The organism is Flavobacterium sp. UW10123 (assembly GCF_040538975.1).
Taxonomy (GTDB): Bacteria; Bacteroidota; Bacteroidia; order Flavobacteriales; family Flavobacteriaceae; genus Flavobacterium.
This window is the reverse complement of record NZ_JBEWQE010000001.1, coordinates 306,460-319,780: the sequence shown is the minus strand read 5'-3', so window position 1 is coordinate 319,780 and position 13,321 is coordinate 306,460. Positions and strand designations below refer to the sequence as shown.

The window sequence follows — 13,321 nt, the reverse complement described above, 5'->3', positions numbered from 1 at the left end:
CATAGCATTGTATTATAATTATTTTGACTAGTAAGCATTTGCAGGTATTATAGAATCCAGTACTTTCGTCAAAATGTCATAACACATTGTTAACAGTTAGCTTTTTGTAACAAAAAAGCATAATTTAGACCCATCTTTTAACTTTACTTAATATTTAAACATACATGAGTCATATAAAACCTCTTAAATTATCTGCTTTTGCGATGCTTGTTTTAGCAGGATGCAGCGCTACAGTTCAAGCGCAGGTTTCTACTTCGAAAGAGTTTATTACAGCGCCAGCAGCAGTTGCAAAAAAAGCGCCTGTTAGCGAAAATGAATTAAAAAGATGGAGCCATCTTGATTTAATAAAAGACTCAATTCCGGGAATGAGTGTTGACAGAGCTTATGCTGAATTACTGCAAGGTAAAAAAGGGCAGAAAGTAATTGTTGGAATTGTAGATTCAGGTGTCGATATCGAGCACGAAGATCTACAAGGAATGATCTGGACAAATCCTAAAGAAATTCCAGGAAATGGAATCGATGACGATAAAAACGGATTTATAGACGACATTCACGGATGGAACTTCCTTGGAGATGCTGTTCACGAAAATCTTGAAATGACGCGTATCGTGAAAAAAGCTGATGATGGTTCTCCAGAATACAAGGCAGCTTTGGCACAATACACAGAGAAATATGAAAAAGCGTTAAAGGATAAAGAGCAAGTAGATTTTTTACTTGAGGTTCATAATACAATCAAAAAAGAACTTAATAAAACTACGTACAAAATTGAAGATTTAAGTTCAATTACTTCAACAGACCCAAAGGTGGCAAGAAGTAAAATGATTATGACTCAAATTTTTACAAATGCAGGTTCGACTTTTGATCCAGAAGCAGATTTCGGAGAATACAAAGAACAAGTTTACGATCAGTTGGATTACAATTTGAACAAAGATTATGACGGAAGAAAAATTGTAGGCGATAATCCAGAAGACATTAAAAACAATCATTATGGTAATAATGTAGTTTTTGGTCCAGATAAAGAAAAAGCACTTCACGGAACTCACGTTGCGGGAATCATTGCTCAAGTTCGCGGTAATAATTTAGGTGGAGACGGAGTAGCGGCAAACGTTGAAATTCTAACTGTTCGTGCCGTTCCAGACGGAGACGAGTACGATAAAGATATTGCTTTAGCAATTCGTTATGCAGTAGACAATGGAGCAAAAGTAATCAACGGAAGTTTTGGAAAAAGCTTTTCTCCACACAAACAATGGGTTTACGATGCGATTACTTATGCGGCTAAAAAAGACGTTTTAATTGTTCATGCAGCGGGTAACGATGGTTACAATATTGATGAAGCAAAAAACATCAATTATCCAAACGATTCTAAAGACAATGTAAAAGAGTTTGCAGACAATTTAATTACAATTGGAGCGATTAATAAATCTTATGGAGAAAATGTTGTGGCGCCATTCTCGAATTTCGGGAAAATAAATGTAGATGTTTTTGCTCCTGGTGAAGAAATCTATGCAACAGTTCCAAACAACAAATACAAATATTTGCAAGGAACATCAATGGCATCTCCAAATGCAGCAGGTGTTGCAGCCCTGATTCGTTCTTACTATCCAAAATTAAAAGCAGCTCAAGTTAAAAAGATTTTAATGGACTCTGGAGTAGCACTTCCCTCAATGGTTGTTTTGGGTGAAAGTGAAAATCCAGACGAAAAACCGAAAGCGGTTTCTTCTGTAGAATCATCAAAAACAGCTAAGATGGTAAACGCTTACAACGCTTTATTAATGGCTGAAAAGATGTCTAAAAAATAAACACTAATACACTATTAATCCAATGGAAGAGTTCGCGCTCTTCCATTTTCTATTACATATTAACATGCGAAAAATTATTTTACTTTCTTTCCTAAGCTTAGGTTTTAATTCGGCTTTTGCACAAAGCGCCCCATATTGGCAGCAGCACGCTGACTATAAAATGGAGGTTTCGATGGATGTAAAAAACTATCAGTACAAAGGAAAACAAGAATTGGTGTATACCAACAACTCTTCTGATACTCTAAAAAAAGTATTCTATCATTTGTTTCCAAACGCATTTCAACCAGGAAGCGAAATGGATGCGCGTCTTCATTTTATTAAAGATCCAGACGGAAGAATGGTAAACAAAGTAAAACAAGCTGACGGAAAAGAAGTAAAACAAAGTCGTATCGAGACTTTAAAACCAAACGAAATTGGTTATTTAAAAATTGCAAACTTCAAACAAGACGGCGTTACTGCTCAAACAAGAGTTTCAGGAACAATCTTAGAAGTAACTTTGGCTAAACCAATCCTTCCAAATTCTAAAACGACTTTTACATTAGATTTTGACGGACAAGTTCCAGTTCAGATTCGTCGTTCTGGAAGAAACAATTCTGAAGGAGTAGAACTTTCTATGTCGCAATGGTATCCAAAATTGGCAGAATTTGATTTTGAAGGATGGCATGCAGATCCTTACATCGCAAGAGAATTTCACGGTGTTTGGGGTAATTTTGATGTGAAAATTACAATCGATAAAGACTACACAATTGGCGGTTCTGGATATTTGCAAGACAAAAATTCTATTGGACACGGTTATCAAGATGCTGGTGTGACAGTTACATATCCTAAAAAAGCTAAAACACTTACATGGCATTTTATTGCGCCAAATGTTCACGATTTTACATGGGCTGCCGATAAAGAATATACCCATGATATTGTAAAAGGACCAAACGATGTTGATTTGCATTTCTTCTACAAAAACAACGAAAAAACAACTGCAAACTGGAAACAGTTAGAACCTCTAATGGTTAAAGTAATGGAATATTACAACCAGAGAGTTGGAGCTTATCCGTACAAACAATACTCATTTATTCAAGGTGGAGATGGCGGAATGGAATACGCGATGTGTACTTTAATGCTAGGAAACGGAACTCTTGAAGGAATTTTAGGAACTGCAACACACGAATTAGGACACTCTTGGTTCCAGCATATTTTAGCTTCAAACGAATCAAAACACCCTTGGATGGATGAAGGTTTTACAACGTACATTGAAGACAGTGCTTTGAATGAGTTAAAAGGAGACAAAAAAGAAGTAAATCCTTTTGCTGGGAATTACAAGGCATATTACAGTTTAGTAAATTCTGGTAAAGAACAGCCACAAACAACTCATGGAGATCGTTACGATGAAAACCGTCCGTACAGCATTTCTTCTTATGTTAAAGGAAGTCTTTTCCTTTCTCAATTAGAATATGTAATTGGAAAAGAGAATGTTGATGCAACTTTAAAAAGATATTTCAACGATTTTAAATTCAAACATCCAACTCCAAACGATATTAAAAGAACAGCTGAAAGAGTTTCTGGAGCTGAATTAGATTGGTATTTGATTGACTGGACACAAACAACAAATACGATCGATTACGGAATTAAAGACGTTGCTGATAATGCAGGAAAAACAACAGTTTCTTTAGAAAGAATTGGAAGAATGCCAATGCCAATCGATTTAAAAGTAGATTATACAGACGGAACATCTGAGACATTCTATATTCCGTTAAGAATGATGAATTTCATTAAACCAAATCCAAACCCGAACGAAAAAAGAACTGTTTTAGAAGATTGGGCTTGGGCACAGCAAAACTATAGTTTTACAATTGACAAAAACAAAACGTCAATCAAAAAAATCACTATCGATCCAAGCGGATTAATGGCTGATGTTAAGCAGACAAACAATGTTTTTGAAGTGAAATAATCTTCAGAATTGAATATAAAAATCCCGTTTAGAATTTCTAAACGGGATTTTTGTTTTTTATGATAATTGAAAATTTAACTCAAATGCTCAATCATATCTTTTGTCATAGTTTCCAAATCAAATTTGTGATTCCATCCCCAATCTTTTCTTGCAGAGCTATCATCAATACTTGCTGGCCAGCTATCTGCAATTTTCTGACGAAAATCTGGATTATAAGTAATTTCAAATTCAGGAATATGCTTTTTGATTTCCGCAGCAATTTCAGTTGGAGTAAAACTCATCGCAGCCAAATTATACGAAGAATGAATTTTGATTTCTTCAACAGGTGCTTTCATGATGTTAATGGTTGCATCAATTGCATCATCCATATACATCATAGGCATTTTGGTTTCAGATGATAAAAAGCATTCGTATTTTTTATCTGCAATCGCTTTATAGAAAATATCTACAGCATAATCTGTAGTTCCGCCGCCAGGAGGAGTAGACCAGCTTATTAAGCCTGGATAACGGATACTGCGAACATCAACACCATAAATATTATGATAATACTCGCACCATCTTTCTCCCGCTTGTTTACTGATTCCGTAAACCGTTGAAGGTTCCATTACAGTATATTGAGGCGTGTTTTCTTTTGGAGTTGTTGGCCCAAAAACAGCGATACTTGAAGGCCAGAAAATCTTCTGAATCTTTTTAGCTTTAGCTAAATTCAAAACATGAAAAAGAGAATTCATATTCAAATCCCAAGCAAAAGCTGGATTTTTTTCAGCAGTTGCCGATAAAAGCGCAGCCATCAGATAGATATCTGTAATCTTATGCACTTCAACCAAATGTTCAATCTGATTAAAATCTAAAGCATTGACCACTTCAAAAGGGCCTGAATTCACAACATCAGTATTTAATTTTCGAATATCAGAAGCGATAACATTCTCGGTTCCGTATAATTTACGCAGTTTTTGCGTCAGTTCTGTTCCAATCTGACCGCAGGCGCCAATGATCAATATTTTAGGATTCATTTTCGTGATGATTTTTAGAGATACAAATATAACGTTTTCGCAATTACGCGCGCTTTTTTGGAGAATAAATTGTAAATTCAATAATTAAAAAGTTTGTTTGTTATATTATTCTCTTTTAAGAGTGTGTCTTTGTGCCTTTTTGAAAATCCATGAAAAAGCGCTATTTTATTGGAAAAAGTATCAAACAAAATATTTCAAATTATCATTATAATAAGGATTAAAAGATAAAAAATAACCTTGATTTATAGAATCTTTAGCAAAAAACAGAATTCATAATTGTAAATTTACTTCGTAACTTTGTAGCCTAACTATTTTTATCAAATGAAATACCCAATATCTCTTTTTCTGCTTTTGACAACTGTGTTATTTTCTTGCCAAAATGAAAATGAAAAACGCCTTGCAGAAAATGCGAAAGAAGCGAAAAAGAAAGAAGCTATTTTTAACAATATAAATAAAGGCTGGACTTTTCTAGATGAACCCATTAATGAAATTTCAGAATCACAATTGAATTCATGGACAGAATGGCGCGAGTTTATAAAAGAAATTGGAGATAAGCCTAGAAAGACAATTGGTGCTTTTCAGAAGAAATCGGCTGCGATTTCTAAAAAAGCAATGGCTTTAAACAATAATATTCCGGCTCAGTTTAATCAGCCACAGATTAGAAGCCGTATTTCTATTTTGATTACTAAAATTAGAATGCTGGATTTATTTATCCATTTAAACAAAATTCCAGACGATAAAGTGGTTTTTTTAATACAAGAAATCAACAAAGAACTGATTTCACTAGAAAGACAAATGGATAAAATTGTCGAAAAAGCCAAAATACCAAAAGAAGAAGGAGAAGCCGATTTTCTTAAAATGTTAGACACAACGCGTGCGATTCCGAGCTCGGCGCCACCAATAGATCAAAATAATATACAGAAAGTTGAGTAAAAACGCCTTATATACTACATACGATAATCTGCCAAAAGCACAGCAGATTGCATCAAGTTTACTTGAAGGAAATCAGGTAAAAATGAATATCAGCGGATTATTAGGATCTGCTGTTTCATTTATTATACGTTCCGTTTTCAGAAAGACAGAATTGCCTTTTCTAATTGTTTTAGACAATAAAGAAGAAGCGGCTTACTATTTGAATGATTTGGAACAAATGATCGGTGAGCAGGATGTTTTGTTTTATCCAGCTTCGTTCCGTCGTCCGTATCAAATAGATGAAACCGATAATGCCAATGTTTTGCTTCGTGCTGAGGTTTTAAACCGAATAAACTCTCGTAAAAAACCAGCCGTAATTGTTACGTATCCCGAAGCACTTTTTGAAAAAGTGGTTACGAGAAGAGAACTTGACAAAAACACTTTAAAAGTGGCTTTGAATGATAAAATTTCGATTGATTTTATCAATGAAGTTTTGTTCGAATACGAATTCAAGAGAGTTGATTTTATTACAGAACCCGGTGAATTTTCGGTTCGTGGAGGAATTGTCGATGTTTTTTCTTTTTCTAATGATCATCCGTATCGAATTGAGTTTTTCGGAAACGAAGTAGACAGCATCAGAACTTTTGATGTTGAAACGCAATTGTCTGTTGAAACACATAAAAAAATCACGATTATCCCGAATGTTGAAAACAAATTGTTTCAGGAAAACCGTGAGAGTTTCTTAGATTATATTGCAGAAAAAACAGTCCTCTTTATTCAAAATACCGAAGGACTTTTTAGTCAATTAGACAAACAGTTTGCAAGGGCAGAAGAAGCTTTTGAGAAATTGTCGAAAGAAATAAAACACGCCACACCAGAACAACTGTTTTTAAATCAGGCGTCATTTATAAAAAGATCTTTAGATTTTTCGGTTGTAGAATTGGCTTCAAGACCAGTTTATAAAACAACTAAAAAATTCGAATTTCATATTCAGCCTCAGCCTTCTTTCAATAAACAATTTGATTTATTGCTGAATAATTTGAGCGATAATCATTTTAACGGATATGTGAATTATCTGTTTTGTTCTAATGACACGCAGGCAAAACGTTTTCATGATATTTTTGAATCTTTGGACGAAGCCAATTCAGAAAATATCAGAAAGCAATATCATACCATTGTATTGCCTTTATATCAAGGTTTTATTGATGAAGAAAATCAAATAACGGCTTATACCGATCACCAGATTTTTGAGCGTTATCATAAATTCAACATCAAAAACGGATATTCTAAAAAGCAGAATATCACTTTAAAAGAATTAACCGCGCTTTCTGTTGGCGATTATGTAACGCATATCGATCACGGAATTGGTAAGTTTGGCGGATTGCAGAAAATTCAGGTTGAAGGAAAAACGCAGGAAGCCATAAAATTGGTTTATGCCGATAATGATATTGTGTATGTGAGTATTCACTCGCTTCATAAAATTTCAAAATACAACGGAAAAGACGGAACGCCTCCAAAAATCTACAAATTAGGATCGAATGCTTGGAAAGTTTTAAAACAGAAAACCAAAGCACGCGTCAAACATATTGCATTCAATTTGATTCAGCTTTACGCAAAACGTCGTTTAGAAAAAGGTTTTCAGTTTGCGCCAGATAGTTACCTTCAAAACGAATTGGAAAGTTCGTTTATTTACGAAGATACGCCAGACCAAATGAAATCGACGGCAGAAGTAAAAGCCGATATGGAAAGCGATCGTCCAATGGATCGTTTGGTTTGTGGTGACGTTGGTTTTGGAAAAACAGAAGTTGCGATTCGAGCTGCTTTTAAAGCCGTTGACAATAGTAAACAAGTGGCCGTTTTAGTTCCGACTACGATTTTAGCTTATCAGCATTATAGAACTTTTTCTGAGCGATTAAAAGACATGCCCGTTTCTATTGGTTACTTAAACCGATTTAGAACTACAAAACAAAAAACACAGACTTTAAAGGATTTAGCTGAAGGAAAACTTGATATCGTAATTGGAACGCACCAATTGGTAAACAAGAATGTGGTTTTTAAAGACTTAGGTTTATTGATTGTCGATGAGGAACAAAAGTTTGGGGTAAACGTAAAAGATAAACTGAAAACTATTGCTGCAAATGTTGATACTTTGACATTAACGGCAACGCCAATTCCGAGAACGCTTCAGTTTTCGTTAATGGCGGCGCGAGATTTATCGGTAATAACAACGCCTCCACCAAATCGTTATCCAATTGAAACGAATGTGGTTGGATTTAATGAAGAAATCATTCGTGATGCGATTTCGTATGAAATTCAACGAAACGGACAGGTTTTCTTTATCAATAACCGAATCGAAAATATAAAAGAAGTGGCAGGAATGATTCAGCGTTTGGTTCCAAATGCAAGAGTCGGAATTGGTCACGGACAAATGGACGGTGCCAAACTTGAAGAATTGATGTTAGGTTTTATGAACGGAGATTTTGATGTTTTGGTGGCAACCACAATCATCGAAAGTGGTTTGGACGTTCCAAATGCGAACACGATTTTCATCAATAATGCCAATAATTTTGGATTATCAGATTTGCATCAAATGCGCGGTCGAGTAGGGCGAAGCAACAAAAAAGCATTCTGTTATTTCATCTGTCCGCCATATTCTTCAATGACCGAAGATGCAAGAAAACGTATTCAGGCATTGGAACAATTCAGCGAATTAGGAAGTGGTTTCAATATTGCGATGAAAGATCTTGAAATTCGTGGTGCGGGAGATTTATTAGGTGGTGAACAAAGCGGTTTCATTAATGAAATTGGTTTTGATACGTACCAAAAAATCATGAATGAAGCGATTGAGGAATTGAAGGAAAACGAATTCAAAGATTTGTATCCAGAAGAAAATGATATCGACACGAAAGAATACGTAAAAGACATTCAAATCGACGCCGATTTTGAACTTTTATTTCCAGATGAATATATCAATAATGTTTCGGAACGTTTGGTTTTATACAACGAATTGGGCGCTATAAAAGACGAAGCAGGTTTACAGGAATTTGAGAAAAAACTAATTGACCGTTTCGGACCATTGCCAAAACAAGCTGTTGCTTTATTAAATAGCATCAGAATCAAATGGATTGCTACAAAAGTCGGAATCGAGAAATTGGTTTTGAAACAAGGCAAAATGATTGGTTATTTCGTTTCGGATCAGCAGTCTGATTATTACCAATCTGTAAAGTTTAGAAATGTGTTGAACTTTGTTCAAAAGCATAGTACGCTTTGTAAAATGAAAGAAAAGCAAACCGTAAACGGCTTACGATTGTTATTGACTTTTGAAAATGTGAAGTCAATAAAACGTGCTTTGGAGTTGATGGAATTGTTTGAAGAGTAAAAATAAAGTTTGCCACGAATTTGCACGAATTTTTTTGCCACAGATTAAAAAGATTATGAAGATTAAAAAAATCATTTAAATCCTTTTAATCTGTGGCAATAATTTTTTAAAATAATTCGTGTGAATTCGTGAATTCGTGGTGAATCAAAAATTAAGCTTTCTTTATCTTTTATTTAAGAAAAATCTTAGAACTAAAAAGTTTTCTTTGACTCAAATTTTCAAAGATAACTTTATATGCAGAACCAATTTATTCTACTATTTTTATTTTTTGGATTAACTACAATCTTCGCTCAAGAAAAAAGTAAAATCATTTCAAAAGATTCTCTAAAATCGGAAACGATTGATCCGCTTCGTCCTGCAAAGGCCGCATTTTATTCGGCTGTTTTACCAGGTTTAGGTCAAGTTTACAATAAGAAATATTGGAAGGTTCCTTTAGTTTATGGGGCAATTGGCACGAGCACTTATTTTTATATTGACAATCAGAAAAAATATAATTTATACAGAGACGAATACAAAAATAGGCTTGAAGGTAAAAAAAGCGATTCTGAATTTTTAGCACGTTTAACAGAAAGCCAATTGACATCTGCTCAAAAAGAATATCAGCGATACAGAGATTTATCAGCGCTATTTATAGTTGGACTTTATGTTTTAAATATTATTGATGCTAATATAGATGCGGCTTTATCTCAATTTAATGTAGACGAAAGATTAGCTTTTAAACCTGCTGTTATAAAAAACGATATTACATTTAAGAATGATTTCGGATTTGCTTTGAATTATTCATTTTAGAGAAAAAGTTTGCCACGAATTATACGAATTGCCACTAATTATTTTGCCACAGATTAAAAGAATTTAAATGATTTTTTTAATCTTCATAATCCTTTAATCTGTGGCAAAATAAAAACAAAGCGCATGATAATTTCATGCGCTTTGTTGTTTTTAACTCAATCCAATTTATTTAACAATTAGTTTTTTAGTCACATTAAAATCCTTAGAAATAATATTTACAATATAAACTCCTGAAGATAAATGATGGCTAACTTGTCCTGAAGTAGAAAGTCTCTGGTTTAAAAGAGTTCTTCCGTTCAAATCAGAAACAATAACTTCAGCATCTCCACTTGATAATTCTGGCATTAAAATATTAAACTCATTATTAATTGCCGGATTTGGATAAATACCAATTACTGGCTCTGCTTTAGAAGCCTCTTCAGCATTTAAAGCCATTTTTGATGTTCCAACTGTTGTTGCTTCCAATTGCCATTGTGCGCTGTACCAGCCGTCTTGTGAATTTCCGTATTGTGCAGCACCTGTTTGGTTTTCGACATGAATAATATTTCCTGACTGCCATCTGTTTCTTAAACGAACCCAAGTTCCGTCAATATAATCGCTAGACCATTGTGCGCTCCAAAAAGTAGTATCGGTAATGTTACATTGTACAGTTCCAGTCTGACCTTCAATATTCATCAATTCTCCTGTTGCTACATTTTTCAATACAAAATAAGTAGCGTCAATTGCAATTTTTTGCCATTTAAAGTTGTTTCCAGAAACGCTTGTTCCATAACCTGTATTTGTTCCTGCATCAGATAAATAAGCGCCTGTCCATCTGTTTTTGATCGTGTAGTAATTTCCTCCGCCAGAAGGAGTTGAAACGGTTACAACACAAGTACTAGTTTTGTTTCCGTCGACAGTAGCTACGGTAATTGTTGCAGTTCCATTCGCGACAGCGGTTATTAAACCAGAACTATTTATAGTTGCAACAGCCGTATTATTTGAGCTATAAGTTACCGATTTATTAGTTGCATTTGCAGGAAGAACAGTCGGAGTCAATTGCTGAGTTCCACCAACATTTAATGAAGCTGAACTTGGACTCAAACTAACGCTCGTAACCGCAACGCCAGTTCCTGGATTCGAATCGTACCAAGCGCTGTTCATGTACCAGCCTGTTTTATTTCGGCTTAAATCGGCAGTTTGGTTGGTTCCGTCGTTAAAGATTAAGTTGGTTGAGGTTACATTGGTAAATGTATAGCTGTACCATCCATTTCCAGCGTCCGTCATATTTACTCCAGGCCAGTTTACAGTTGCTAAAACTCCTGTTGGCAAAGCATTCCAATAATAGATTTTAATTCCAGTTCCCCAATTTGATGGTTTGTAGAAATAAACTGTGAAATTCGTATTCGGATTAACGGTAATGGTTGCCGAAGCTGTTTTGTTTCCGTCTTGAGTTGTTGCTGTGATCGTTGCAGTTCCCGCTGCAACAGCTGTAACAAGTCCGCTTGAATTTACAGTTGCAATTGCTGTATTGCTTGATGACCAAGTTACATTTTTGTTTGTTGCATTTGTAGGCGAAATCGTTGCTGTAAGCTGTTGTGTGTTTCCAGCATATAAACTTGCAGAAGTTGGTGAAACCGCTACAGAAGAAACTGGAATCGTAGAAACAGTTATAGCAGAAGTTGCTGTTTTGTTTCCGTCAGCAGTTGTAACCGTAATAGTTGTTGTTCCAGCAGCAACTGCTGTTACCAATCCAGATGCATTTACTGTTGCGACTGCCGTATTGCTCGATGCCCAGCTTACATTCTGATTTGTAGCATTTGCAGGAGCAATCGTAGCATTTAATTGCTGTGTTGTGCCTAAACCAACTGTTGCTGATGTTGGACTAACCGAAACACCTGTAACTGCTACAACAGGAGCATTTGTATTGGTTAAAACTAAATATTCGAAAGCAGCAAAATTGCGTGTAGCACCAGCAGTTAAAGTTACTGAAGCATTATTGTTATACGGATTTACATAAGTTCCTGCCAAAGCCGCTGGAATAACATACGATTTTGAAGCATTTCTCAAATTTGACATTACGATAACTTTTTCCGTTCCTAATGTTTTAGTGAAAATGCAGATATCATCGTTTGCATAGGTGGTCAAATCACCGCGACGTATAGCTGCGCTTTGTGTTCTAAAATTAAGAATCTTAGCAAAATCAGCAGCTGCAGTTGGGTTTTGAGACCAGTTGAATTTAAAATTCGTCCAAGGCCAATCGGTTTTTGGTTCATAGTCAATTTCTTGTCCGCTCATTAAAAAAGGAACACCTCTCATATAAGCTGAAACTAAGAAATTGGCAACGACACCATTATGGTTTTTAAATACTACGAATGGTCTTCTTACACCATCATCGTTGGTATAAGTGTCGTGATTTCCAGTATATCTAACGATTTGCTGATTTCCTGTTGCTTTAGCATATTCATAAGTAGTTTGATCTTGAATTCTTTGAGAAACAGGTCCTCCGCCAGCAATATCATACAAACCTGCATGAAACCATCTATCACCATAATTCATATCGAAACCAACTTCAAAATTTTCTTGTCTGTCACCTTCGGCTAACATTAATAATTTATGAGATGTGATTCCGCGAAGATTTGAATTCACTTCTGACCAAAAATCTAATGGAGGATTATTAGCATAATCGCAACGGTAACCATCAATATTGGCAGCAAAAATCCAGTAACGCATAGCATCTTTAATTGCTGCTCTTGTTGCTGTACTATTCAAATCAAGTGCTGCAATATCGGAGAAGTTCCCTAATTGCTGAATCGTTGTTCCAGTTCGTTTATAATATTCAGGATGCGAGACCGTCCAGACATTATCCCAAGAAGTTCCGTTGATGGCAATGTCCAAAATAACGGCCATTCCTCGGCTGTGAGCGCCATCGACTAAAGTTCTTAAATCAGCCAGAGAACCATATTCAGATCCAACAACTTTAAAATCTTTGATACAATAGGGCGAAGCCGAACTTCGGGAATCGGTTCCATGCGGGAAAATTGGCATTAAATAAATCACATTCGTACCGAGTGCTTTAATATTATCTAATCGGGCAGTTACTCCGGCTAAATCTCCGTTGGCACTAAACGGACGAATGTGCACCTGATACATGTTGATATCTCTCGTAGCAGGAACACCAGCAAATGGTGTCCCGTATTGAGCAGGATCTTGCGCATAAACTGAACCTGCAAATAATAGTAGAAAGCAAAATATTGCTTTGGTAATATGAAATAATCTAGGGGTAATTTTGATTTTCATAATAGTAGTTTTTTGCATGCTTGTCGGCATTTCTAACTAAAATTCATTCTCACTCGCATTGTTTTTAAATTCGACAAACATTTGTGGTTAATAGTTTTCAAAATAGTAAGTTTTAATTTTGCTCAAAAATGAGCATAGTTTTTCTGCCACGAATTACACGAATTGCACTAATTTTTTATTCTTTTTAGAATATTTGGCAATTATT

Annotated in this window: 7 protein-coding genes; 5 read left to right on the top strand and 2 right to left on the bottom strand. The window is 35.2% G+C overall.

The window, feature by feature from the left end:
• The first annotated feature begins 164 nt into the window (after positions 1-164).
• Positions 165-1,799, top strand: a complete 1,635-nt coding sequence (locus ABXT06_RS01375) for a S8 family peptidase (RefSeq protein ID WP_354589137.1) — start codon at positions 165-167, stop codon at positions 1,797-1,799.
• A 64-nt stretch (positions 1,800-1,863) separates the two neighbouring features.
• Positions 1,864-3,744 (top strand): M1 family metallopeptidase, encoded by a 1,881-nt coding sequence (locus tag ABXT06_RS01370; RefSeq protein ID WP_354589136.1) that lies wholly within the window; start codon positions 1,864-1,866, stop codon positions 3,742-3,744.
• A 74-nt stretch (positions 3,745-3,818) separates the two neighbouring features.
• Here the strand turns inward: ABXT06_RS01370 and ABXT06_RS01365 are convergent, their stop codons facing one another.
• Complete coding sequence (locus ABXT06_RS01365) at positions 3,819-4,757, bottom strand: L-threonine 3-dehydrogenase (protein ID WP_343540524.1); 939 nt, start codon at positions 4,755-4,757, stop codon at positions 3,819-3,821.
• A 321-nt stretch (positions 4,758-5,078) separates the two neighbouring features.
• On the opposite strand from ABXT06_RS01365, the gene ABXT06_RS01360 reads away from it, so the two are divergent.
• The 3 genes from ABXT06_RS01360 (at position 5,079) to ABXT06_RS01350 (ending at position 9,837) form a co-directional block, all read left to right on the top strand.
• A complete protein-coding gene (locus tag ABXT06_RS01360) occupies positions 5,079-5,690 on the top strand; it encodes a hypothetical protein (protein ID WP_354589135.1) in 612 nt (203 codons plus the stop codon).
• Entirely contained in the window at positions 5,683-9,048 is a 3,366-nt protein-coding gene (gene mfd / locus ABXT06_RS01355; protein WP_354589134.1) for a transcription-repair coupling factor, read from the top strand. Before ABXT06_RS01360 ends, mfd begins: the two co-directional genes overlap by 8 nt.
• A 234-nt stretch (positions 9,049-9,282) precedes the next feature.
• Positions 9,283-9,837, top strand: coding sequence for a DUF5683 domain-containing protein (locus ABXT06_RS01350; protein WP_354589133.1), 555 nt, complete (start codon positions 9,283-9,285; stop codon positions 9,835-9,837).
• Between the two features lie 165 nt (positions 9,838-10,002).
• On the opposite strand, the gene ABXT06_RS01345 is transcribed toward ABXT06_RS01350, so the two are convergent.
• Complete coding sequence (locus ABXT06_RS01345) at positions 10,003-13,116, bottom strand: Ig-like domain-containing protein (RefSeq protein WP_354589132.1); 3,114 nt, start codon at positions 13,114-13,116, stop codon at positions 10,003-10,005.
• Positions 13,117-13,321: the final 205 nt, after the last annotated feature.

Excerpts from the sequence above, each read along its gene's own strand:
- ABXT06_RS01375 (WP_354589137.1), top strand. The coding sequence starts at position 165 with ATGAGTCATATAAAACCTCTTAAATTATCTGCTTTTGCGATGCTTGTT.
- ABXT06_RS01370 (WP_354589136.1), top strand. The coding sequence starts at position 1,864 with ATGCGAAAAATTATTTTACTTTCTTTCCTAAGCTTAGGTTTTAATTCG.
- ABXT06_RS01365 (WP_343540524.1), bottom strand. The coding sequence starts at position 4,757 with ATGAATCCTAAAATATTGATCATTGGCGCCTGCGGTCAGATTGGAACA.
- ABXT06_RS01360 (WP_354589135.1), top strand. The coding sequence starts at position 5,079 with ATGAAATACCCAATATCTCTTTTTCTGCTTTTGACAACTGTGTTATTT.
- ABXT06_RS01350 (WP_354589133.1), top strand. The coding sequence starts at position 9,283 with ATGCAGAACCAATTTATTCTACTATTTTTATTTTTTGGATTAACTACA.
- ABXT06_RS01345 (WP_354589132.1), bottom strand. The coding sequence starts at position 13,116 with ATGAAAATCAAAATTACCCCTAGATTATTTCATATTACCAAAGCAATA.